At 75.9% G+C, this 23,693-nt stretch carries 13 protein-coding genes; all 13 read right to left on the bottom strand.

Features of this window, described 5'->3' with window-relative positions:
* Positions 1-19: 19 nt before the first annotated feature.
* The gene (locus tag AC07A6_RS01570; protein WP_362474137.1) at positions 20-841 is read right to left on the bottom strand and encodes a 4'-phosphopantetheinyl transferase superfamily protein; all 822 of its coding nucleotides are present in this window, start codon (positions 839-841) and stop codon (positions 20-22) included.
* Positions 842-872: 31 nt separating this feature from the next.
* On the bottom strand, positions 873-2,270 hold the full coding sequence (locus AC07A6_RS01565) for an alkaline phosphatase family protein (RefSeq protein ID WP_478775620.1): 1,398 nt from the start codon (positions 2,268-2,270) through the stop codon (positions 873-875).
* Positions 2,267-3,481 (bottom strand): metabolite traffic protein EboE, encoded by a 1,215-nt coding sequence (gene eboE / locus AC07A6_RS01560; protein ID WP_478775619.1) that lies wholly within the window; start codon positions 3,479-3,481, stop codon positions 2,267-2,269. The genes AC07A6_RS01565 and eboE overlap by 4 nt, the downstream gene beginning before the upstream one ends.
* Positions 3,482-3,501: 20 nt before the next feature.
* Positions 3,502-4,359, bottom strand: coding sequence for a TatD family hydrolase (locus AC07A6_RS01555; protein WP_362474144.1), 858 nt, complete (start codon positions 4,357-4,359; stop codon positions 3,502-3,504).
* Between the two features lie 30 nt (positions 4,360-4,389).
* Positions 4,390-5,073, bottom strand: a complete 684-nt coding sequence (locus AC07A6_RS01550; protein ID WP_478775618.1) for an EboA domain-containing protein — start codon at positions 5,071-5,073, stop codon at positions 4,390-4,392.
* On the bottom strand, positions 5,070-5,966 hold the full coding sequence (locus AC07A6_RS01545) for a sugar phosphate isomerase/epimerase family protein (RefSeq protein WP_478775617.1): 897 nt from the start codon (positions 5,964-5,966) through the stop codon (positions 5,070-5,072). Before AC07A6_RS01545 ends, AC07A6_RS01550 begins: the two co-directional genes overlap by 4 nt.
* Entirely contained in the window at positions 5,963-6,949 is a 987-nt protein-coding gene (locus tag AC07A6_RS01540) for an SCO3242 family prenyltransferase (RefSeq protein WP_478775616.1), read from the bottom strand. Before AC07A6_RS01540 ends, AC07A6_RS01545 begins: the two co-directional genes overlap by 4 nt.
* On the bottom strand, positions 6,946-8,157 hold the full coding sequence (locus AC07A6_RS01535) for an inositol-3-phosphate synthase (protein ID WP_386271287.1): 1,212 nt from the start codon (positions 8,155-8,157) through the stop codon (positions 6,946-6,948). The genes AC07A6_RS01540 and AC07A6_RS01535 overlap by 4 nt, the downstream gene beginning before the upstream one ends.
* 92 nt (positions 8,158-8,249) lie before the next feature.
* The gene (locus AC07A6_RS01530; RefSeq protein ID WP_362474152.1) at positions 8,250-9,038 is read right to left on the bottom strand and encodes a Tat pathway signal sequence domain protein; all 789 of its coding nucleotides are present in this window, start codon (positions 9,036-9,038) and stop codon (positions 8,250-8,252) included.
* Positions 9,039-9,231: 193 nt separating this feature from the next.
* Positions 9,232-10,698 carry an MFS transporter gene (locus tag AC07A6_RS01525; protein ID WP_478775615.1) on the bottom strand — a complete coding sequence of 489 codons (1,467 nt, stop codon included), beginning with the start codon at positions 10,696-10,698 and terminating at the stop codon, positions 9,232-9,234.
* Positions 10,695-11,720, bottom strand: a complete 1,026-nt coding sequence (locus AC07A6_RS01520) for an ornithine carbamoyltransferase (RefSeq protein WP_478775614.1) — start codon at positions 11,718-11,720, stop codon at positions 10,695-10,697. Before AC07A6_RS01520 ends, AC07A6_RS01525 begins: the two co-directional genes overlap by 4 nt.
* A 4-nt stretch (positions 11,721-11,724) precedes the next feature.
* The gene (locus AC07A6_RS01515; protein ID WP_478775613.1) at positions 11,725-18,258 is read right to left on the bottom strand and encodes an amino acid adenylation domain-containing protein; all 6,534 of its coding nucleotides are present in this window, start codon (positions 18,256-18,258) and stop codon (positions 11,725-11,727) included.
* The gene (locus AC07A6_RS01510; RefSeq protein WP_478775612.1) at positions 18,255-23,651 is read right to left on the bottom strand and encodes an amino acid adenylation domain-containing protein; all 5,397 of its coding nucleotides are present in this window, start codon (positions 23,649-23,651) and stop codon (positions 18,255-18,257) included. The genes AC07A6_RS01515 and AC07A6_RS01510 overlap by 4 nt, the downstream gene beginning before the upstream one ends.
* Positions 23,652-23,693 lie beyond the last annotated feature (42 nt).

The following is a 23,693-nucleotide window of genomic DNA, read 5'->3' as shown; positions in this document are numbered from 1 at the left end:
GGGGGGGGCTGGGGGCGGGCTACGTGGGGCGGTGGCGGTGGACCGGGCCGAGGGGGGAGCCGTCGACCGGGCGGGCCAGGGAGGCCGACCAGTTGCCGTCCAGGTCGAGGTCGTCGATCTGCCAGCGGCTGACCTCGCCCTGGTAGCCGTGTTCCACCTCGACCGGCCCGGGCGTGCCCGGGGTGACGTCCAGGGCGTTGAGGTCGATGCCGAGCAGCCCCAGTCCGACCCCCTTGAGCACGGCCTCCTTGCGGGTCCACACCCGGTGGAAGGCGGCGGTCCGCTCCGGTCCGGCGGGCAGCGACAGGATGTAGGCGTGCTCGGCGGGGGCGAGGACGACATTGGCGAGGGAGCCGGACTCCACGGGCCGCAGCGCCTCGACGTCCACGCCGATCCAGTCCCCCGCGTGCAGGGCGAGCACCCCGCAGCCGCTGGTGCGGGTCAGGCTCACGGCGAGCCCGACGGCGGGGCTCGCCACGGCCGGCGGGCCGTGCTCCAGGTCCCCGCAGCCGGGGCAGACGCGGCGGCCGAGGGCCACCGTGCGGGCCTCAACCCCCAGCAGCTCGCCGATCGCGCGCCGGGCGCCGGCCCGGGTCCGGATGAAGGCGGCGGCGTCCTTCTCCGCCCGGTAGCGGCGGGCGCGCACCTGCTCGACCTCGTCCAGCAGGTCGAAGTCGGCCTGGTCCACCCGGTCCTCGAGCGGCCACCACCACACGTGTGCCTCGCCCGTGGCGCGCAGTCTCGCGGCCTGCCGTGCGGCCGTCACGGGCACGGGCAGTACACCGGTCGTGGTGGTGTGGTCGATGCGGCCGCGCACGGCGGTCAGGGTCTGGCTCGTCATCGGGTCCTCCTCTCCCCCCTTGAGGGCGTTGTCAGGTCAGTCCGCCGAGGCTCAGGAGCAGGTCCTTCACCTCGGTGGCGTGGTAGCGGGGCCGTTCCCGGGACGGGTCCGAGCAGAGCAGCACGGGCGCGTCCCGGTCGTCGCCGGGCAGCCGTCCGTGGCTGCCGCGGACGCAGCCCGGGTCGAGCGGCACCACCTGGAGCGGTGCGCGCATCCCCGCCTTCTTCTTCAGCACCGCGAGGGCCGCCTTCGCCTTGGCCGCCGGATCGGCGGGGTCGAAGAACAGCTCGGCCGGGTCGTAGCCCGGTTTGCGGTGGATGTCGACGCCGCGCGCGAAGTCCGGGGCGCGGGTGTCGTCGAGCCAGTAGTAGTACGTGAACCAGGCGTCGGGTTCCGAGACGGCGACGAGCTCGCCGGCGTTCGGGTGGTCGATGCCGTAGTCGGCCTGCTGGGTGCGGTCCCAGATCTCGTCGACGCCGTCCAGGGACTTCAGTACGTCGCGCACGCGCGGGACGTCGGCCGGGTCGGCCACGTAGACGTGGGCGGCCTGGTGGTCGGCGACGGCGAACGCCCGGGAGGTGTACGGGTCGAGGTATTCCATACCGCGCTGCGTGTAGACGGAGAGCAGGCCCTCGCGGCGCAGCGCGCGGTTGATGTCGACGGGCCGGCTGACCGGCGAGATCCCGTACTCGCTGAGGGCGACGACGGTGGTGCCGCGGTCGCGCAGGCCGGCGAGGAGCGGGCCGAGGGCGGCGTCGGCCTCGCGGGCGGCCCGGACGGCCTCGGGGCCGTCGGGGCCGAACCGCTGGAGGTCGTAGTCGAGGTGCGGGACGTAGATGAAGGACAGGTCGGGGTCGCGGGTGTCGGCGACGTGCCGGGCGGCGCCGGCGATCCAGCGGGTGGAGGTGAGCGAGGCGGTCGGGCCCCAGTAGTTGAAGAGCGGGAACTCTCCCTGGGCAGCGGTCAGTTCGTCGCGCAGGGCGGCGGGGACGGTGTAGCAGTCGGGGGCCTTGCGGCCGTCGTAGTGGTAGACGGGGCGGGGGGTGAGGACGGTGTCGACGTCCGCGCCCATGGCCCACCACCAGCACAGGTAGGCGGTGGTGTGGTCCGGGTCTCGGCGGCGGGCGGCCTGCCAGACCTTCTCGCCGCGGACGAGGGCGTTGTGCTGGCGCCACATCATCACTTCGCCGTGGTCGCGGAAGTACCAGCCGTTGCCGACGGCGCCGTGTTCGCGGGGCAGGGTGCCGGTGGTGAGGGTGGCCTGGACGGTGGCGGTGACGGCGGGGAACACGGTGTCGAGCGCGGCGGTGAAGCCCTGCTCCCCGATGGCCCGGACGTTCGGCATGTGCGGCAGCAGCCGGGGGGTGAGGCCGACGGTGCACAGGACGGCGGTCTTCCGCCGCCGGCCGGAGGGGGTGGGGGCGGTCATGAGCCGGGCTCCTTCTGCGCGGCGGGGGCGGTCGGGACCGGGGCGAGCGCGGTGAGGCCGAGTGCGGTCAGCTCCCGCGCAGTCCAGGCGAGTTCGGCGGCGACGCCCCGGGCGAGTCCGGCGTCGCCGACGGGCCGGGCCGCCTCGGGCAGCACGGACCAGGTGTACGTCTCCACCTCGACGTGGTCGGTGACGGCGTGGTACCCGCCGAACAGGGTCCGCAGGGTGTCGCGCAGCACGGGGCGGGTGGAGGTCAGCGGCGGGGCCGGCTCCTCGTGCAGCGGCACGTGGTAGTGGATGCGCCAGGGCGCCTTGCCGGGCAGGGCTCCGGCCAGGGCGGGCCCGAGGTCGTCGGAGCCGTGGAGGCCGGTGCCGTCGGGCCCGGCCTCGCGGGTCTGGTGCAGGAAGCGCGGCTCGGCGAAGGCGGCCAGCGCCTCCCGGACCCGGGGGTCCTGCGGGTCGGTGGCCTCCAGGGCGCTGGAGGCCTGGAGCTTGACGACCTGGAGTCCGGCGGCGAGCAGCCGGCCGACGGCGGTGCCGGGGTCCTCGTGCGCGACGGCGAGGTGGCAGGCGTCCAGGCAGAGCCCGATCCGCTCGTGGTCGACGCCCGAGAGCACGGATACGGCCTGCTCGGTGGTCTCGGCGACACAGCCCGGCTCGGGCTCGACGGCGACGCGCACGGTGCGTCCGGTCTCCGCCTCGATCCGGGCGAGGCCGGCGGCGAGCGCGTCGAGGTTGCGGGCGGCGGCGGCCGTGCGGGTGCGCGACCAGGCGGTGCGCCAGGCCAGCGGCAGGGTGGAGACGGAGCCGTGCAGGGCGTCGTCGGGCAGCAGTCCGGCGAGGATCCGGGCCAGGTTCAGGGTGTAGTCGAGCCGGGCGGGCTCGGACCAGTCCGGGTAGTACACGGCCCGTTTGACCACGGGCGCGTGGAAGCCCCGGTAGGGGAAGCCGTTGAGGGTCACCGTCTCCAGTCCGCGGGCGGTGAGCTCGCCGCGCAGCCGGGCGACGGCGGCCGGGTCGGCGGCGAGGGCTGCGGCCGCGTCCACGGGCAGCCACAGGCCGAGGCCGACGAGGGGCTCGCCGGTGGCCCGGCGGACCGGTTCGGCGTACGTGTCGAGCTGGGCGGTGATCCCCTCCAGGGTTTCCGCGGGGTGCACGTTGGTGCAGTAGGCGAGGTGGACGGTGGTGCCGTCCGGGTGGCGGAAGCGCATCAGGCGTTCCTTCCTCCTGATCAGTTTCCGCCGCGGGCGATGGAGTTGCCCGCGTAGAGGCCGGCGGCCTGGACGTCCGTGTAGCCGTCGAGGCCGAGGCGGCCCGACTGGGCGTAGAAGGCGACCGGGTTGCGCCACAGCACGCGGTCCACGTCGTCCTCGTCGAAGCCGGCGGCGAGCATGGCCTCGGCGGTGGCGCGGGTGAGCAGCGGGTCGCTGTGGCCCCAGTCGGCGGCGGAGTTGACGAGGATCCGCTCGGTGCCGTGCTCCTTGAGGATGGCGACCATGCGGTCGGGGGTCATCTTGGTGTCGGGGTAGATGGAGAAGCCCATCCAGCAGCCGGAGTCGCGGACCTCGCGGACGGTGACCTCGTTGAGGTGGTCGAGGACGACGAAGCCGGGGTCGATGCCGGATTCGCGGATCACGGCGAGGGAGCGTCCGGTGCCGCCGGCCTTGTCGCGGTGCGGGGTGTGGACGAGGGCGGGCAGGGCGAACTCGACGGCGAGGGCGAGCTGGACGGCGAAGGCGTGGTCCTCGGCCTCGGTGACGGTGTCGTAGCCGATCTCGCCGACGGCGACGACCCCGTCCTTGGCGAGGTAGCGGGGCAGCAGGTCCAGTACGGGCGTGCAGCGCGGGTCGTTCGCCTCCTTGGGGTTGAGGCCGATGGTGCAGTGGTGGCTGATGCCGAACTGGGCGGCCCGGTAGGGCTCCCAGCCGAGGAGGGCGTCGAAGTAGTCGGTGAAGCTGGCGGGGGAGGTGCGGGGCTGGCCCAGCCAGAACGCGGGCTCGACCAGCGCGCGCACGCCGGCGGCGTGCATCGCCCGGTAGTCGTCCGTGGTGCGGGACGTCATGTGGATGTGCGGGTCGAAGATGCGCATGGTCGGGCTCCGGTAGGGGTTGGCGGGGCGTCAGTTGTCGAGGGTGGCCACGAGCCACAGGTCGGCCGGCACGGTGCGGTCGGCGGCGCGCCGTTCGGCGGCGAAGCCGTGTGCCATCCGGGCGAGTTCGGCGTCGCGGCGGTCGTGCAGGCCGGCCACCTTGGCGAGGGGGATGCCGGTGAACAGGCACTTGAGGACGGCCTGGCGCCAGCGGTACTGGTCGAGGTGGGCGCGGGCGTAGGGGCCGAGGGCGGCGGCGATGAGCCGGTTGTCGTTGGTGCGCACGGCGTCGTCGGTGAGGTGCACGGCGCGGTCGCCGACCGGCAGGAACGGCAGGGCGCGCAGGACTCCGCGGCGTTCGGCGGCGTCGCCGTGCGCGTACCGGTCGGCGGCTTCGGCGGTCAGGGCGGTGCCGGAGGTGCCGTAGCGGGTCAGGGCGAGCAGCAGGACGGTGCGTACGGCGTCCTCGACGGCCCAGTCGGCCCAGCCGGGCAGGGGGCCGCGGCCGTACTCGCGTCCGGCGGCGGGGAAGCGCCGGTCGAGGGCGGCGGGGCCTTCGGCGGCGACGGCGTCCTCGGCGGCGGTGAGCCGGATGCGGTGCTCCTGGTCGAGGACGGAGCGGAGGGACTCGCGGAGGGTGCGCAGGGTCAGCGCGTCGTGCACGGTGCTGTCCGCGAGGGTGGCGGCGGGCGGGGCGAGGGTGGGGGCGGTCATACCGGTACGGCCTCCTTCTGTGGGGTCTGCTGCTGCGGCCGCCGGCCGGCGGCGTCGTGCAGGAAGGCGATGCTGTGGCGGGCCGACTCCGCTGCGGCGTGGCTGTGGCGCGGGAGTTCGACGGAGACGAGGCCCTGGTAGCCGGTGTCGGCGAGGGCGCGCAGGACGGGCGGGAAGTCGATCTCCCCCTCGCCGAAGGGGAGGTGCTCGTGCGTGCCGCGGCGCATGTCCTCGATCTGGACGTGGGCGAGGCGGTCGGCGGCCAGGGCCACGCAGCCGGCGACGGGCCACGGCTCCAGGCAGCGGCAGTGGCCGATGTCCAGGGTGAGGCGGAAACGGTCGGGCCGGCCGAGGTCGGCCAGCAGTCTGCGGTAGCCGGCGAGGTCGGCGACGAGCATGCCCGGCTCGGGTTCGAAGGCCAGGTCGATCCCGGCGGCCTCGGCGTGCCCGAGGGTTTCGGCGCAGCCGTCGACCAGCCGATGCCAGGCCTGTTCGCGGCTGGTGTCCGGGTCGGGGGTGCCGCTCCAGAAGTGCACGGCACCGGCGCCCAGGACCGCGCCGATGCCGACGGCCCGGCGCAGCAGGTCGAGGCGGAGCGCGCGGCCCGCCGGTTCGGCGGACAGCAGGGTGGGCCGGTGCTTGCGGTGCGGGTCGAGGAGGTAGCGGGCGCCGGTCTCGATCACGACGTCCAGGCCGGTGTCGTCCAGGGCGCGCCGGATCCCGTTCAGGCGTGCGGCGAGTCCGGGGGCGTACGGGTCGAGGTGCTGGTGGTCCAGGGTCAGCGCGACGCCCTCGTAGCCGAGGTCGGCGAGGAGGCGCAGGGCGTCGCCGAGGCGGTGGTCCGCGAGGCCGTTGGTGCCGTACGCGAAGCGGAGCGCGGCGGGTGCGCTCATGTCGGGGAGACCTTCCGGGCGAGCCGGCGCGCCACCGGCAGGGCGGCGGCGAGCGCGGCGGCGGGTCGGGGGGCTCCGGCCCGGGCGGCGAGGGCGGCCTGGAGGGGCAGGAGGGCGTGGATGCCGGCGCCGACGGCCCGCCGCACCTCGGGGGCGGCGGGGTGGCGGACGGCGCTGGCGAGGGCGGGTCCGTAGCCGGCGGCGTAGAGGGCGAGGGCGGCGCCCTGGACGGGTCCGGCGGCACGGGTGAGGGTGCCGGCGGCCGCGGCGGCGGAGGACAGTGCGGTCAGGGCCGCCTCGTGCGGCGGGGCGCCCGCGACCTCGTGGCGGCTGAGCCGGGTCAGGGCCAGGGTGTGGCCGGCGACGGCGGCGGCCGGTGCGAGGGCCGGGCGGGCGGGGCCGGGGCCGGTGCCGTGCAGGACGTCGAGGCCGCGGGCGGCGGCCATCACGGCGGGCCCGAAGGGGGTGTTCTTGGCCCCGAGGTCGTAGGCCCACACGGCGGCGGCCAGGGGCAGGGTCCGGGTGAGGACGGTGCGGGTCCCGCCGGCGAGGGCGGCCGCCGCCAGTCCGGCGGCGGTGAGCGCGGCGGCCGTGGTCAGGGCGGCACGGGGGCTGATCCGGCCGGACGGCAGGGGCCGTTCGGGCCGCTCGGCGGCGTCCTGCTCCCGGTCGGCCCAGTCGTTGAGGGCCATGCCCGCCCAGTAGAGGCAGACGGATGAGCCGGCCAGGCCCAGGGTGCGGGGGCCGGTACCGCGCCCCGCGGCCAGCGCCCCGGCGAGGACGTCGCCGGGGACGGTGATCGCGGCGGGCGCCCGGAGCAGTTCGGCGTAGGCGCGCAGGGTGCGGCGGGCCCGGAAGGCCCGGCCGGGGAAGGGCGGCAGGCGCAGCGGTCCGCCGGGGGCGGTGGCGTGGGGGCGGGGCCGCCCGGCCGCGGGGGCCGTCGCGGCCGGGCCGGCGGCGGGGCCCGCTGCTGCCGGGGTCACGGCCGGGCCCCGCTCAGCGGGTTGGGGCGTACCGGCGCGGGGGCGGTGGCCGGGGCGGTGGCCCAGGCGCGCAGGGTCTCGTACTGGAGGGTGAGGTTGTGCTCGGTGGAGCCGGCCGGGTCCTTGAAGAAGAAGCCGAGGGGGGCCAGCGCCCCGGCCTCGCCGCGCCGGCCGGCCAGCGCGGTGAGCCGTACGAGGTCCAGGACCAGCGGGGCGGCGAGCGCGGAGTCGCAGCCCTGCCAGGTGAACTGCATGGTCATGCGGACGCCGAGGAAGCCCTCGAAGGAGATGTGGTCCCAGGCGGTCTTCCACTCCCCCATCTCGGGGACGTTGTCGATGTGCGTCTGCCCCTGGACGGCGTGCCCGACGGTCTCCTCCAGGGAGCGCTGCTTGGACTCGGTCTTGGAGCGGGCGGCGGCCGGGTCGGCGAGGGTGGCGCCGTCGCCGCCGCCGAGCAGGTTGGTGCCGGACCAGGAGCGCAGGCGCAGCGCGCGCTGCGTGAACATGGGCGCGAGGGCGCTCTTGACGAGGGTCTCGCCGGTCTTGCCGTCGCGGCCGGCGTGCGGGACGCGGCGCAGCCGGGCCAGTTCCTCCAGGGCGGGCAGGCTGGCGCCCGCCGAGGGGGTGAAGTTGACGTAGGAGCAGCCCGCGGTGAAGGCGGCGTAGGCGTAGAGGGAGCTGGCGGGCAGGGTCACCGAGCCGGCGGCGAGGCCCGCTTCGAGGGCGGCGAGGTCCAGGAAGGCCGGGTCGGGGTCGGGCAGCGGCTCCGTGGAGGAGACGTTGACCACGACGACCTGTTCGAGGGCGTGCCGGTCGCGGAAGGCGGCCATGTCCTCGGCGAGGCGGGCGGCGGTCTCGGACTGGGGCTCGCCCGGGCGGGCGGATCCGTCGCGGATCTCCAGTTCGGCGGCGGCCAGCGGGGTGTCCAGCGCCCCCAGGACGGACGCGGGCAGCACGCCCGCGTCCACGAGCTGCCGGGCCCTCGCCGACAGCGGTGTGCCGACGACGTCGTGGCCGCCGAACACCAGGTCGGCGAGGGCCGGGAGGGGTGCGTCCGCGAAAGGGGGGGTTTCGGTGACGCACCCGACGGGGGAGGCGGCACCCGCGACGATGGCGGCGGCGCCGGCGACGGCGGCCGTGGCGACCGAGCCTCGCGCGCCGACCATCCAGACGCCGATTCGGGGTGCTGATCCGGTCGTGTCTCGCATGGTGTGCCAATCCTCCTGAGCCATGGGGAATGTGGGGCCGGGGTGTGGGGTCCGGGGCCCGTCCGGTGCGGTGGACGGGCCCCGGGCGGGGGCTACTTGCCCAGGTCGGCGGGGTAGGGCCAGACGTCGAACGCGGCGGTGACCTTGGCGTCGGAGCGGCACAGCCACTTGGCGGTGACCTTGTTCACCGTGTGCCGGGGCAGGTGCTTGTTGTCGTTGGCGTCGTTGACCGGCTTGCCGATCGACTGGAGCTCCCAGGCCATGCCGGTGAGGCGGTTGATGTGCGCCCAGAAGCGGCGGTCGATGTCCAGCAGCTGGAAGGACTGGAGGTAGGCGTGCCAGCGGTGGTAGGCCTGGGTGGGGGTGGGGGGCGTGTAGTTCATCATGTGGACCTTGTTGCCGGCGGGGCGGCGCGGGTCGAACAGGGTGCCCTGGCCGAACTCCTGGAAGGCGAAGACGAGGCCCTTGGGGTCGCGGCCGTACCACTTGTCGTAGACCTTCTTCTGCTCGCGGGAGAGCAGTTCGAAGTGGGCGCGGTTCGGCTGGATGATCTCCATCCAGCTGCGCGGGTAGCGGCCGCCCTTGCGGGTGGCGACCCAGGCGTCGTACGACTTGGTGAACCCGCCGAAGGGGGCGGTGATCGCCCCGACCGCGGCCTTCATCTCCGCGCTGGGGTTGTAGTACGACATCTCGTCGTAGTCGTACCAGAACTCGCTCGCCCAGCGGTCGCCGACCAGGCCCTCGACCTTGGGCAGCTCCGGGCGGTGGCGGCCGTGGGCGGCGGCCGGCGTCGCGCCGACGAGGCCGACGGTGGCGGCGGCTCCGGCGACGCCGAGGGCGGTCCGCAGGACGCTCCTCCGGTCCATGGAGTTGAGCGGCATGGTCGTGCTCCTTCGGGGTCTGGCGCGGATGCGGACGGGCATTCGGGGGACTGCGATGACCTGTACTTTTCCGTGGCCCGCTATGGCCGCTCTATACGTTCCGTACGTCTGTCCGGGCCCCCGGGAACGCGGCCGCGCAGGCCCCCTGGGCGGGGGCCTGCCCGGGTTCGGATACGGACGGGTCCGGGGGCGGCTACGCCTCCAGGGGGTTGCGGCGCAGGGCGGGCGAGAGCAGCGCGGCGAGCGCGGTGAGGCCCATGGCGGCGCTGAGGCCGAGGACGGTACGGGCTGGCCCGTACGCCTCCAGGGCGAAGCCCGCGGCGACGGGTCCGGCGGCCATGGCCCCGCCGCCGACCAGCATGGCGAGGGAGTTGGCCCTCCCCCGCATCCGGTCGGGGGCGACGCGGACCATGAACACCCCGCCGGCGACGTTGAAGACGCCGCCGACGTAGCCGCTGGCCGCGAAGAGGGCGCCGAGGGCGAAGGGGTCGCGCAGGACGGCGACGGGCACCATGAGCGCGGTCCAGACGGCCAGTCCGCCCAGGACCAGGGCGCGCAGGGAGAACCGGGTGGCCCACCAGCCGCCGCTGATGGCGCCGACGAGACCGCCGGCCCCGCTCAGCGAGAGGACGAGGCCGATCTCGAACTGCGAGCCGCCGTTCTCCTGGATCCCGGTCATCACCGCGAGGTTGAGGCCCTGGAAGAGGAGGTTGGAGACGGCCACGGCGGCCATGACGGCGCGCAGGAAGTGCTGGCGCCACATCCAGACGAGGCCCTCCTTGACGTCCGCGAGGAGGTCGGGGCGCGGGCCGGTGCGCTCGGTCTGGAGCTTGCCCCGGACCCCGAACAGCAGGGCGACGGAGGCGAGCTGGCCGACGAGTGCCGCCACGTAGGGGAAGGAGGCCCCGAGGGCGACCAGGCCGCTGCCCAGGGGCTGGCCGGCGATGGCCGCGCCGCGGGTGCGGGCCTCGTTGCCGGTAAGGGCGGCGGGGAGCTGTTCGGCGGGGACGACGGCGGGGACGGCGGCCCGCTCGGCGAGCTGGTGCAGGACGCCGAGGGTTCCCTCCACGAAGGCGGCGGCGAGCAGGGCCCACAGCCAGACGTGTCCGCTGAGCAGCAGTGCCGCGACCGCCCCGGCGACGAGCGCCTGTCCGAGGCCGGCGCCGAGCATGATCCGGCGCCGGTCCCAGCGGTCGACGAGGGCGCCGCCGGGGAGCTGGACGAGGAGCTGCGGGAGGAGCAGGGCGGTGCCGACCAGGCCGGCGTCGCCGGGCGAGCCGGTGAGCCAGAGCACGGTGAGCGGGTAGGCGACGGCGGTGGCCCGCCCGGCGAGCAGCGACAGCCCGGCACCGCCCCAGAGCAGCGAGAAGTCCCGGTTCCGCCGCAGCGGTACGGCCGCCTCGCCTCCCCCGGCGGGGTTCCCGCTCCCGGCCTCGGCGTCGGCCCCGGCCTCGGCCGTTGCCCCGGCCCCGGCCCCGGCCTCGGCGTCGGCGTCGGCCGGCGCCCCGGCAGGTGCCGGCGGGGTTCCCTCCGTCAGGGTCGCCCCGGCCTGCGGGGTGGCCCCGGCGGGGGCGGCCTCTCCCGGGGTCCCGTCACCGGAGGCGTTCAGGTGCCACTGGAGGACCGCCGGGTCGGTCGCCGTCTTCGGCGGCGGGGTCACCGTACGGCCAGGGCGGGGCGGAGCCCGGCCAGGTCGTGGGCGGCGTCCGCGTCAGGGTCCGTGTCCGGGCCGGAGTGGGTGTGCTCCAGGACCGCCATGGCGCTGTGCATCTTGTTGGTGGCCTGGGCGAAGGCGATGCTCATCGGCCCGTCCAGCACCTCCGCGGTGACCTCCTCGCCCCGGTGGGCGGGCAGGTCGTGCATGAAGGCGGCGCGCGGGCTGGTCTCCCACAGGCCGGCGGTGACCTGGAACGGGGCGAAGACCTCCCGCCAGTTCGCGTCCGGCTTCTCGGTGCCCGTGGTCTGCCAGCGCGTCGTGTAGACCACGTCGAAGCCCTCGGGCAGCACGTCCATGTCGTGCCGCTCCACGAGCACCGCGCCGGTGCGCTCGGCCTGGGCCAGCGCCCGCCGGGTGATGGAGGGCAGCAGCCCGTAGCCGGGCGGGGTGCGCAGCTCGAAGTGGACGCCCGGGAAGCGGGTGAGGGCCAGGGCCAGGGCGGCGGCGGTGTTGTTGCCCTCGCCGACGTACAGGATGCGCAGCCCCTCGATCCGGCCGAAGTGGCGCAGCAGGGTGGTGAGGTCGGTGAGGGCCTGGGTGGGGTGTTCCTCGGCGCTCATGGCGTTGACGACGGCCATCCGGCCCTGGGCGGCCCAGCCGCGCAGTTCGGCCTCGGGGCCGGCGGTGCGGGCGACGAGGACGTCGAGCATGCCGGACAGGACGCGGCCGGTGTCCTCGACGGACTCCCCCGTGTTGAGCTGGAGGTCGCCGGGGCCGTAGGCGACGATGCGGGCGCCGACGCGCAGGGCGCCGGAGGAGAAGGCGGTGCGGGTGCGGGTGGAGGTCTTGGCGAAGTAGATGCCGGCGACGAGGCCGTCGAGGGCGTCGGAGCCGGTGGCGGTGCCCGCCGAGAACTGGGCTCCGCGGGCGACGATGCGGCGCAGGTCCAGGTCGGTGAGGTCGTCGATGGAGATCAGGTGGCGGGCGGGGCGGCGGCCCTGCCGGTCGGTGGTGTGGCGGTCCATCGGATCAGCCCTTCCGGGGGTGGTCTGCGCCGGCCTGGCGGGCGGCGGCGGCTTCGAGCGCGGTGGCGGTCTGGGCGACGGTGTGGTTGCGGAGCGCGGTGGCCAGGTCGAGGGCCAGTCCGTGCCGGCGGGCGGTGACGAGCAGGGGTGCGACCAGCAGGGAGTCCCCGCCGAGGTCGCGGAAGTCGTCGTGGACGCCGACCTGTTCGAGGCCGAGGACCTCGGACCAGACCTCGGCGAGCACCTTCTCCAGGTCGGTGCGGGGGGCGGTGTAGGGCAGCGGGGTCGCGGTGGCCTGGCGGGAGGCCAGGGCGGCCTTGTCGCGCTTGCCGTTCGCGGTCAGCGGGAGCTGTGCGACGACGGTGACGGTGGCCGGGATGACGGCGGCGGGCAGGACGGTACGCAGCCGGTCGCGCAGGGCTGCCACCTCGACGGGCGCCCCGTCGGCGGGTACCACCCAGGCGGCGAGCCGCTTGCCGCCGTCGGCGGCGTCCACGGGGGTGACGAGGGCCTCGCGGACGGCCGGGTCGGCGGTCAGGGCGGCTTCGGCCTCGCCGGGTTCGACGCGGTGGCCGCGGATCTTGACCTGCTCGTCGGCGCGCCCGGTGAACTCCAGGATCCCGCCGGGCAGGAGGCGGGCCAGGTCGCCGGTGCGGTAGATGCGGGTGCCGGGGAGTCCGTACGGGTCCGGCAGGAACGATTCAGCGGTGAGTGCGGGCTGTCCGGCGTAGCCGCGCGCCAGCCCCTCGCCGCCGAGCCAGACCTCGCCGGCGATGCCGTCGGGCACGGGCCGCAGCCGCTCGTCGAGGATCCGCAGCAGCACCCCGGGCAGGTTGGAGCCCAGCGGGACCAGCGTCCGCCCGGTGTTCGGGCGGACGTACCCGAAGGTGGCGGCGACGGTGGCCTCGGTGGGCCCGTACTCGGCGCCGAGCAGCATCCGCCCGCCGGCCGCGGCGATCCGGGCGGAGACCCGCTCGGCCTGGGCGGTCGGGTAGGCGTCGCCGGCGCAGACGGTGATCCCGGCGAGGCCGCCGAGTTCGCTGTCGGTGAGCTGCGCCTCCAGCAGCTGGAGGTGGCCGGGGGTCAGCCCGACGAAGGAGTACGGGGCCCCGGCCATCAGCAGCGGACCGAACTCGCCCGGCTGCCAGTCCTGCGGCAGCAGGTGCACCGGCTGCCCGGTGAGCAGCGGCGCGTACAGGGCGGGCATGCCCAGGTCGAAGCCGACGGAGGTGAACCAGGGGGCGCCGCCGGTGCCCGCCTCCGCGTAGGCCCGTACGGCCCAGTCGAGGTAGTGGGCGAGGGCGCGGTGGGTGACCTCGACGCCCTTGGGGGTGCCGGTGGAGCCGGAGGTGTGCAGGACGTACGCCAGCCGGTCCGGGTCCAGGCCGAGGCCGAGCGGGCTCCCGTCGCCCTCGTGGGAGACGTCCTCGGCGGCGAGCACCCGCCCCTCGGGCAGGATCCCGGCGAAGCGTCCGGCGTACGAGGCCTGCGTGAGGGCCAGTTCGAAGCCGAGGGCGGCGATCCGGGCGTCCGGGGTGCAGGGGTCGACCGGGAGCTGCGCCGCGCCGGCCTTCCACACGCCGAGCAGGGCTGCCACCAGTTCGGGTCCGCGGTCCAGCAGGACGGCGACCCGGGTCTCGGGGCCGGCGCCGAGGGCGCGCAGCCTGCGGGCGATGCGGTTGGCCCGCTCGTCGAGCTCGGCGTACGAGGTGCCGGGGGTGCCGGCGCCGGTGAGGGCGGTGGCCCACGGGGTGCGGGCGGCCCGTGCCTCGAAGCCGGTGAGGACGTCCACCGGGGTCTCGGGGTGCGGCAGCGGCGGCGCGGCCAGGCGGGCCTTCTCGCAGGCGGTGGGGAAGGCGCCGGTGGCGTCCCCGTCGGCGCCGGTGCGGGCCATCTCGGCGAGCACGGCCTGGTAGAGCCCGGCGAGGCGTTCGGCGTTGGCCTTGGCGAGGGTCCTCGTACGGGAGGCGATCGACATGTGGCCGCGCACCGGGGTGCCGACGACGAGCGGGAACTCGTTGGGGCTGTCGTCGCGGCTGGCCATGATGTCGATGAGCTCCACGTCGACCTGGTGGAAGTCGAGGTAGTGGAAGAGCACGTCGATCAGGTGGCTCTCGCCGCCGGGCACGCGCATGGCGGGCATCGGGTAGCGGCGGTGCGGCCACAGCGAGACCTCGCGGGCGAACACCTCCTGGGCCAGCTCGCCCCAGGTCGCGGCGCCCGTGCGGTAGGGGAAGGGCACGGAGTTGAGGTACATGCCGGAGACGCGCTCGGCGCCGGCCTCCTCGGGGCGGGCGTCGGCGACCATGCCGCCGCGGAAGGCTCCGGCCCGGGTCAGCATCGACAGGACCTTGCTGTGCGCGGCGTGCAGGACGCTCTTGTACGGGACCTGCGCGGCCGAGGCGAGGGCGCGCAGGCCCGGCTCGGCCTCGGCGAGGTCGATGTCGATGCGGTAGCGCTCGTCGATGCCGTGCGGGTCGCCGCCCCAGCCGGTGGGGATGGTGAACTTCTCGTGGGTGTCGACGAGTTCGCGCCAGTAGTCGCGGTCCTCGGTACTGGCCAGGGAGCGCAGTTCGCCGGCGATGAAGTCGGCGTAGCGGACGGCCGGGACGGGCGGGGCCGGTTCGGGTTCGCCGCCGGCGCGCATCGCGTTGTAGGCGCGGAGCAGTTCCATCAGCTGGGAGTGGTAGCTCCAGCCCTCGATGACGGGGTGGCACTCGGTGATGGACAGCCACCAGCTCTCGTCGTCGACGAGGTGGACGGCCATCCGCATGAGGGGGGCGGCGGTGAGGTCGAACAGCTCCTCGCGGTCGCGGTCGGCGAAGGACCACAGGGTGGACTCGCGGTCCTCGCGGGGCAGGTGGCGCAGGTCCTCGAAGACGCAGGGCATGGAGACGGTGCCGACGGCGTGGACGAGCTGGAGGGGCTCGCTGTAGCCGGCCATGGCGAAGGAGGTCCGCATCACCTCGTGGCGTTCGACGATCAGGTCGGCGGCGCGCCGGAAGACCTCGGGGTCGAAGGGGAGCGCGTCGCGGATCCGGAAGGAGGTGATGTTGTGGTAGCGGTTCTCGCCGCTGCGGCCGTGCATCTCGACGAGCATTCCGGCCTGGATCCGGGAGACCGGGTAGGCGTCGGTGACGTCGGCGGGCAGGGTGAGCCGGTCCTCCTCGGAGATCAGGGCGAAGGGGGCGACGGGCCCGTCGGCCCGTTCGGCGGAGCCGTCGCCGGCCTGGTCGCCGAGGGCGGCGCGGAGCTTGGCGACGGTGCGGTGTTCGAAGACGTCGCGGACGCTGGTCTCCCAGCCGGCCTCGCGCAGGGCGCCGACGAGGGAGACGGCGCGGATGGAGTCGCCGCCGAGGTCGAAGTAGTTGTCGTGGACGCCGACCTTCTCCAGGCCGAGGACCTGGGCCCAGACGGCGGCGATGGAGGCCTCGGCGGCGTCGCGGGCCTCGACGTGCTCGCCGACGGCGGTGGCCTCGCGGCCGGGGGCGGGCAGGGCGCGCCGGTCGAGCTTGCCGTTGGCGGTCAGCGGGAGGGCGTCCAGGCTCAGGTAGGCGGAGGGGATCATGTAGGCGGGCAGGGCCTCGGCCAGCGCGTCCTTGAGTGCGGCGGGGGCGAGCGCGGTCCCGTCGGCGCCGGGGGCGGGGACGAGGTAGGCGACGAGCTGCTTGTCGCCGGGGGTGTCCTCGCGGACGAGGGCGACGGCCTCCGCGACGGCGGGCAGCGCGGTCAGGGCGGTCTCGATCTCGCCGAGTTCGATGCGGTAGCCGCGGAGTTTGACCTGGTGGTCGATGCGGGCGACGAAGTCGAGGCTGCCGTCGGGCAGGACCCTGGCGAGGTCGCCGGTGCGGTAGATGCGGGCGCCGGGGGCTCCGTACGGGTCGGGCAGGAAGCGTTCGGCGGTCAGGTCGGGGCGGCCGGCGTAGCCGCGGGCCAGGCCGGTGCCGCCGATCCACACCTCGCCGGGGACGCCCAGCGGCAGCGGCCGCAGCTGCTCGTCGAGGACGTACATGGTGGTGTTCGGGATGGCCCGGCCGATGGAGACGAGTTCGGTGGTGACGGGGCCGTGGGGGGCGCCGTCGGCGGCGAGGAAGTGCGCCGAGTTCCCGACGGTGATCTCGGTGGGGCCGTACTCGGCGGCGAGGCGGGTGCCGCCCTGGCCCGCGGCGGCGGCCCAGCGCTCGGCGAGGCGGTGGGTGAAGGAGTCGCCGGCGGCGATGACCAGTCCGGCCAGGTCGCGGACCTGCGCGGGCTCCAGCTGCTGGGAGAGCAGGTCGAGGTGGCCGGGGGTGAGCTTGATGAAGGCGTACGGTCCCCCGTCCGCGAGCAGCGCGCCCAGGTCGGCGGTGTCGAAGTCCTGGGGCAGCAGGTGGACGCTCTGCCCGGTCATCAGGGGGGCGTACAGGTCGGGGACGCCGAGGTCGAAGGCGACGGAGGAGAACAGGGGCGCGCCGCCGGTGCCGGCCGAGGCGTAGGCGCCGGCGGTCCAGGTGAGGTAGTTGGCCAGGCCCCGGTGGCCGATGAGGACGCCCTTGGGCCTGCCGGTGGAGCCGGAGGTGTAGATGACGTAGGCGAGCTGGTCGAGGTCGTACGCGGCGGGCAGTTCGGCGTCGGCGGTGGCGAGGGCGGTCCGCTCGGCCGGGTCGTCGACGACGATCAGGTCCGGTCCCTCGAAGCGGTCCGCGTGCCGGGTCTGGGTGACGACGAGCCGGGTGCCGGTGTCGCCGAGCATGAAGGAGATGCGCTCGTCGGGGTAGCCCGGGTCGATCGGCACGTACGCGGCGGCGGCCCGCCAGATGCCCAGCAGGGCGGCGACCAGGTCGGGGCCGCGGTCCAGGAGCACGCCGACGGTGTCGTCGGGGCGCACCCCGAGCTGGACCAGCCGGCGGGCGAACCGGTCGGCGCGGGCGTCGAGTTCGGCGTACGTGAGCTCGCCGCCGGAGTACCGGACGGCGACCGCGCCGGGGGTGGCGGCCATCCGCTCGGCGATGGTCTCGAAGACGGGCCGCAGGGCGGCGGCGTCCACGGGGGCGCCGACGGGCTCGGCGGGGCCGTCGAGGAGCAGGGCGCGCTCGGCGCCGCCGATGAACTCCAGGGCGGACAGGGGGGCGCCGGGGTCCTCGGCGACGGCGGCGAGCAGCGCGGCGTAGTGGCCGGTGATCCGGTCGGCGGTGGCGGCCTCGAACAGGTCGGTGGCGTACTCCAGGGCGCCGTGCAGGGAACCGTCGGGGCGTTCGGCGAGGTGCATGGTGAGGTCGAAGCGGGCGATCCGGCCGCTGGCGGCGACCGGGCCGGCCGTGAGGCCGGGCAGGTCGGGGCTGTCGGAGCCCTGGCCGGAGGCCAGGTCGAACATCACCTGGAAGAGCGGGGTGGTGGACAGGTCGCGTTCGGGCTCCAGCTCGTCGGCGATCCGGTCGAAGGGGGTGTCCTGGTGGTCGAAGGCGTCCAGGACGGCGGTGCGGTTGCCGGCGAGCAGCTCGCGGAAGGACGGGTCGCCCTGCCAGCGGCCGCGCAGCACGAGGCTGTTGTAGGCGTAGCCGGCCATCTGCTGGAGTTCGGGGCGGGTGCGGCCGGAGACGGCGGTGCCGACGCTGACGTCCCGCTTGCCGGTGTAGCGGCCGAGCAGCGCCTGGTAGGCGCTGAGCAGGACCATGAAGAGGGTGGCGCCCTCCTGTTCGGCGAGGGTGCGCAGGCGGGCGGCGGTGGCGGCGGGCACGTCGAACCCGGCGACGGCGCCGGCCCAGCCGCGGACGGAGGGCCGGGGCCGGTCGGTGGGCAGGCCGAGCGGTTCGGTGCCGGCGAGCTGCCCGCGCCACCAGTCGAGGGCGGCCTCGGCGGCGGGGCCGCTCTGGCGGGCGTTCATCCAGGCCGCGTAGTCGGCGTACTGGACGGGCGGTTCGGGCAGTACGCCGTCCAGCGGGCCGGTGGTGGTCCCCGCGGCCCGGTAGCAGGCGGCCAGGTCGGCGAGGAGCAGCGGCCGGGTCAGCGCGTCGCAGGCGATGTGGTGCATGACCACGACCAGGACGTGGTCGTCGGCGGCCAGGCGCAGCAGGCGCACCCGCAGCGGGGCCTGGGTGGCCAGGTCGAACACCTCGGTGGCGCGGGCCTGGGCGAAGGCGGCCGCGGCCGCGTCCCGGTCGGCGTCGGCGACGCCGGTGATCTCGGTGACGGCGTAGTCGACGGGGCCGGCCGGGTCGACGACCTGGCGGGGTTCGGCGCCGTCGAGGAGGTAGCGGGTGCGCAGGATCTCGTGGCGGGCGGCCAGTGCGTCGAAGGAGCGGCGCAGGGCGCTCTCGTCGAGGGGGCCGCGCAGCCGGTGGGCGAGCGGCAGCAGGTACTCGGGGCTGTCCGGGTCGAGCTGGTGCAGGAACCACAGCTGGCGCTGGCCGGCGGAGAGCGCCAGCGGCGCCCCCCGGTCGGCGCGCGGGATCCCGGTGCGGGCCGGGCCGCCCGCGGCGCGGCCCGCGCGGCCGGCGAGCCGTCTGCGCAGCAGCTCCGCGCGCAGCTCGTCCTGCGTGGGTGCGGTGGGTGCGGTCACGGCTGGTACTCCCTGTGGGCGATGGCGAGTTCGGCGTGGTCGAGGGTCTCGATCTCGAGGCGGACGGCCTCTTCGACGGCTGCGGCGAGACCGGCGACGGTGGGGTGCTCGAAGACGGCGCGCAGCGGCATCTCCACGTCGAACTCCTCGTGGAGGCGGGCGATGACGCGGGCGGCGAGGACGGAGTTCCCGCCGATCCGGAAGAAGCCCTGGCGGGCGCCGATCCGGCGGGTGGTGCCGTCCTCCCCGGCGAGGACCTCGGCCCAGATCTCGGCGACGATCTCCTCGACCGGGCCCTCGGGCGCGGTGTACGGCTCGTCGGAGAGGGCCGCGGCGAGGTCGGGGGCGGGCAGGGCCTTGGTGTCGACCTTGTTGTGCCGGGTGAGCGGGATCTCGGGTACGGGCACCAGCAGCGCGGGGACCATGTAGTCCGGCAGGCTGCGGGCGCAGTGGTCGAGGAGTTCGGAGTCCCCGGGCGGGGTGGGGCCGCCGGGGACCCAGTAGCCGACGAGCGCGGCGGTGGATCCGCTGCCGTGCACGACGACGGCGCACTGCGAGACGCCGGGGTGCTCGGCGAGGACGGCCTGCACCTCCCCGGTCTCCACGCGGCGGCCGCGGATCTTGGCCTGGCCGTCGGCGCGGCCGGCGAACTCGATGGTGCCGTCGGCGGACATCCGGGCCCGGTCGCCGGTGCGGTAGAGACGGGCGCCGGGGGTTCCGTACGGGTCGGGGACGAAGGCGGCGGCGGTCAGGTCGGGGCGGCCGTGGTAGCCGCGGGCCAGACCGGCGCCGCCGACGCAGAGTTCGCCGGTGGTGCCGTACGGGACGGGCTCCAGGTACTCGTCCAGGACGCGGGCGGTGACGTGCGGGTAGGCGCGGCCGACGGGTACGGCGGTGGCGGTGTCGTGGGCGTCCCAGCGGGTGGCGGCGATGGTGGTCTCGGTGAGCCCGTACTCGTTGACGAACCGCAGCAGGCGGCGGGACAGGTCCCGGGCCAGGGCGGGCGGGCAGGGCTCGCCGCCGGTCTGGCCGACGAGCGGGCGCCGGCCGAGGCCCGCGTCGATGAGCATCTGCCAGTGCGGCGGGGCGACCTGGAGGTGGCTGACGCCGTGCTCCTCGATGAGCCGCAGCTGCGCGGCGTGGTCGTTCAGGTCCCGCTCCTGGGCGAGGACCACCCGGCCGCCGGCGACGAGCGGCATCAGCAGTTCGGTGCAGGAGATGTCGAAGGTGGGCTGGGCCAGGGCGAGCCAGGCGTCGTCGGGGCCCTGCCCGAAGTCCAGGTGGGCCTGCGAGGCGCGGAGCATGGCCAGCAGGGTCCGGTGCTCGACGGCGACGCCCTTGGGGCGGCCGGTGGAGCCGGAGGTGTACATGATGTACGCGAGGCGGGCCGGGTCGGCCGGTGCCTCCGGCGGTGTGGTGGGCCAGGACGGCAGCCCCTCGGCGTGCCGCACGGCCGTGCCCTCGGCCGGCCCCTCGGCCCGGTGCGCTGTACGGGTCCACGCGTCGAGCCCGTCGGCGGCGAGCGCGGGGTCGCTGGCCGCGGCCAGGGCGGCGGCCCCGGCAGCGGCGGCGAAGTCCGCGCTGGGCGCCCAGGCTGCAAGCCCGGCGCCGGGCCGCACGGTGGCCGCCGTACCGGAGGGACCGGTCGCATCGGCGGCACGCAGGCGGCCGCTCCCGGCCGGGGCCGTTGCGGCGTCGGCGGGCAGGGGGCCCGCCGGGGCCGCCCCCGTCGGGATCCCCTGCGGACCGCCGGAGGCCAGGGCGGCCAGGCGGGCGTCGGTGTCCACCGCCAGCCAGGGGCCGTCGTGGTGGCCGCGCAGCCGGGTGGCGCCGGCCAGGTCGGAGACCAGCAGGGTGGCGCCGGCGTCCCGCAGGACGTGGCCGAGGCGGTCGTCGGGGGCCGCCGGGTCGAGCGGTACGTAGGCGGCGCCGGCCTTCCAGGTGCCGAGGTAGGCGGCGATCAGGTCGGGGGTGCGGCCCAGCATGACGGCGACGGTGGTCTCGGGGCCCGCGCCCAGTTCCCGCAGCCGCTGCCCGAAGGCCTCGGCACGGCGTTCCAGCCGGGCGTAGCTCCAGCTCTCGCCGCCGCAGACGACGGCGGTCTCGTCCGGGGTGCGGCGGGCGACGGCCGCGATCGCGGTGTGCACGGCGTCCTCGCCGGTCCGGCCGGTGCCGGGTTCGGGGGCGCCGGGGCCCAGCGCCAGGAGCTCCGTGCGCAGCGCGGCCGGGAGCAGGTCGGCGCGGCCGAGGCGGACCCCGGGGTCGGCGGTGACGGATTCCAGGAGCCGGACCCAGCCGGCGGCGAACCGTTCGACGGTGGCGGCGTCGAAGAGGGAGGTGGCGTACTCGACCATGCCGAGCAGGGAGCCGTCGGCCTGCCGCTGCACGACGAAGGTGAGGTCGGTGCGGGCGGAGCGCCAGGCTCCGCGGAAGGCGTCGACGTCGTCCGCGGCCGTGGCGGTGCCGGTGCGGCCCTCCTCGTGGAGGTCGAACATGACCTGGTAGAGGGGGGTGCGGGCGGGGTCCCGGGATTCGTCCAGCTCGGCGACGAGCCGGTCGAAGGGCAGGTCCTGGTGGGCGAAGGCGGCCCGGGCGGTGTCGCGGACCCGGACCAGTGCCTCCGCGAAGGTGGCGTCGGCGGGGGCGTCGCAGCGCATCACCAGGGTGTTGAGGAAGAAGCCGACGACGTCGGCGACCTCGGGGCGCTCGCGCCCGGCGACGGGCACGCCGACGGGTACGTCCCACTGGCCGGTGAGCCGGGCCACGAGGGTCCCGAACACGGTCAGCAGGGTCTGCTGGAGGGTGGCGCCGTGGCCGCGCCCGAGGGCGGCGGCCCGTTCGGCCAGCCCGGCGGGGACGGTGAACACGTGGGCGGCGCCGAGTCCGTCGCGGACGGCGGGCCGGGGCCGGTCGGCGGGCAGGGCGACGGGGAGGATGCCCTCCAGGGCCTGCTTCCAGTACGAGAGCTCCGCGCCGGCGGCGGATCCGGCCAGCCGGCTCCGCTGGTGGGCGGCGTGGTCGGCGTACTGCACGGGCAGGGCGGGCAGTTCGGCGGTGGTGCCGTGGTGGTGGGCGGCGGCGAGGGCCAGCAGGTCGCGTTCGAGGACGACGGAGGACCAGCCGTCGCAGGCGATGTGGTGGACGGACAGCACGAGGTGCAGGGAGCCGGCGCCGCGGACGCTGAGGGCGCGCCAGACGGGGCCGTCCTCCAGGTCGAAGGGCCGGCTGAACTCGTCCTCGATCAGGGCGCCCCGGGCGGCCGCCGTGTCCGCGCGGGTGGTGCGCAGTTCGACGCGGGCGTCGGCGTCGGCGATCTGGACGGGTTCAGTGCCGCGCAGGACGTAGCGGGTGCGCAGGATCTCGTGGCGTTCGGCGAGGCCGGTCAGGGCGGCGGCGACGGTGGTGTCGGCGTACTCGTGCGGCAGGGTGATGAAGACGGGCGCGTTCCACTCGGCGCTGCCGGGGCGCATCCGGTCCATCAGCCACAGGCCCTGCTGTCCGGGCGACAGGGGCAGGCCCGCCGCGGGGCGTTCCACGGGCCGGACGGTGTCGTCGGCGTCGTCGGCGTCGGCCCCGGCGGCGGCCAGGGCGGGGGCGTCGGCGAGCAGGGCGGCCTGTGCCTCCACGGTGGTGGCGGTGAACAGGGCGCGCAGCGGTACCCGGGTGCCGGAGGCGGCGGTCAGGGCCTCGGCGAGCCGGCTGAGGAGCAGGGAGGCGCCGCCGAGCTGGAAGAAGTCGTTGGTGGCGCCGATCTGCGCGGCGGGGATGCCGAGGAGGGCGGACCACTGCTCGGCGACGACGCGTTCGGCGGGGGTGCGCACGGGGACGTGCGCGCCCTCGGCGGCGGAGGCGGCCGCGGCGGCCGGCTCGGGCAGGGCGGAGCGGTCGATCTTGCCGTTGGCGGTGAGCGGGAACTCGGCGACGGGCACGTAGACGGACGGGATCAGCGGGTCGGGCAGGGCGCGGCGCAGGAAGGTGCGCAGTTCCTCGGGGCGCAGCAGCTCGCCGCGGGACTGGACCCAGGCGACGAGGCGGTGTCCGCCGGAGCCGTCGGGGACGGCGGCGGCGACGGCGGCGCGGACCCAGGGGTGGGCGGCGAGGGCGGCCTCGACCTCGCCGGTCTCTATGCGGACGCCGTTGACCTTGACCTGGTGGTCGAGGCGGCCGAGGTACTCCAGGGTGCCGTCGGCGAGCCAGCGGACGCGGTCGCCGGTGCGGTAGAGCCGCTCGCCGGGCGCGCCGTACGGGTCGGGCACGAAGCGTTCGGCGGTCTGGTCGGGGCGGCCCTGGTAGCCGAGGGCGAGGCCGACGCCGCCGGCGTGCAGTTCGCCGGGGACGCCGACGGGGACGGGCCGGCCGGCCGGGTCGAGGACGAGGGCCCGCATGTGGGCGATGGGGCGGCCGATGGGGACGGCGCCGGTCTGCTGGGCCGGGTCCCAGCGGTGTTCGGTGACGTCGACGGAGGCCTCGGTGGGTCCGTAGGTGTTCCAGATCTCGGCGCGGGGGGCCAGCTCGGCGAGCGCCCGGCAGAGTTCGGCGTGCAGCGGCTCGCCCGCGCTGAAGATCAGCCGCAGGGCTCCGGCGTCCTCCCGGCCGGCCTGTTCGACCAGGCGCCGGTAGACGGAGGGCACGCCCTGCAGGACGGTGACCCCGTGCGCGGCGACGGCGCGCAGCAGGGCGGCCGGGTCGCGTTCGGCGTCCTCGGGGGCGACGGCGACCGCTCCCCCGCTGATCAGCGGGGAGAAGACCTCCAGGCCGGCGGCGTCGAAGCCGATGGTGGTCTTCAGCAGGAAGCGGTCGGTGGCGCCGAGCTTGTGGCGGTGGGCCAGCCAGCGGACCCGGTTGGCGATGCCGCCGTGCGGGACCAGGACGCCCTTGGGGCGGCCGGTGGAGCCGGAGGTGTGCAGGACGTACGCGGGGCGGGCGGCGTCGGGGGCCAGCGGGAAGGCGGCGGCCTCCTCGTCCGGTACGGTCCGCGGCGCGTCGGCGACGTCGAGGACGGTGGTGCCGGCGGGCAGCCGGGCGGCGGTGCCGTGCGAGGCGAGCACGACGGCCGCGCCGGCGTCCTCCAGGACCAGGGCGAGGCGGGCCTCGGGGTAGTTGGGGTCGAGGGGGACGTAGCCGGCGCCCGCGAACCAGACGCCGAGCAGGGCGGCGATCAGCTCGGGGCCGCGGGGCAGGCAGACGCCGACGAAGTCGCCGGGGGCCACTCCGCGGGCGCGCAGGGCCGCGGCGTAGCGGACGGCGAGCCCGTCCAGGGCGGCGTAGCCGAGGGCGGCCCCGTCGGCGCCGAGGACGGCGGGGGCCTCGGGGGTGCGGGCGGCCTGGGCCCTGAACAGGGCGGGCAGCAGCAGACGGCCGGGGGCGGATCCCGACTGCGTACGGTCGTTCACGTGCTCTCCTTCATCGGGATCGGGTGGCGTCGGCCGTGCCCG

Source organism: Streptomyces sp. NPDC044002 (genome assembly GCF_056434525.1).
This window is presented reverse-complemented; position numbering and strand designations above follow the sequence as displayed.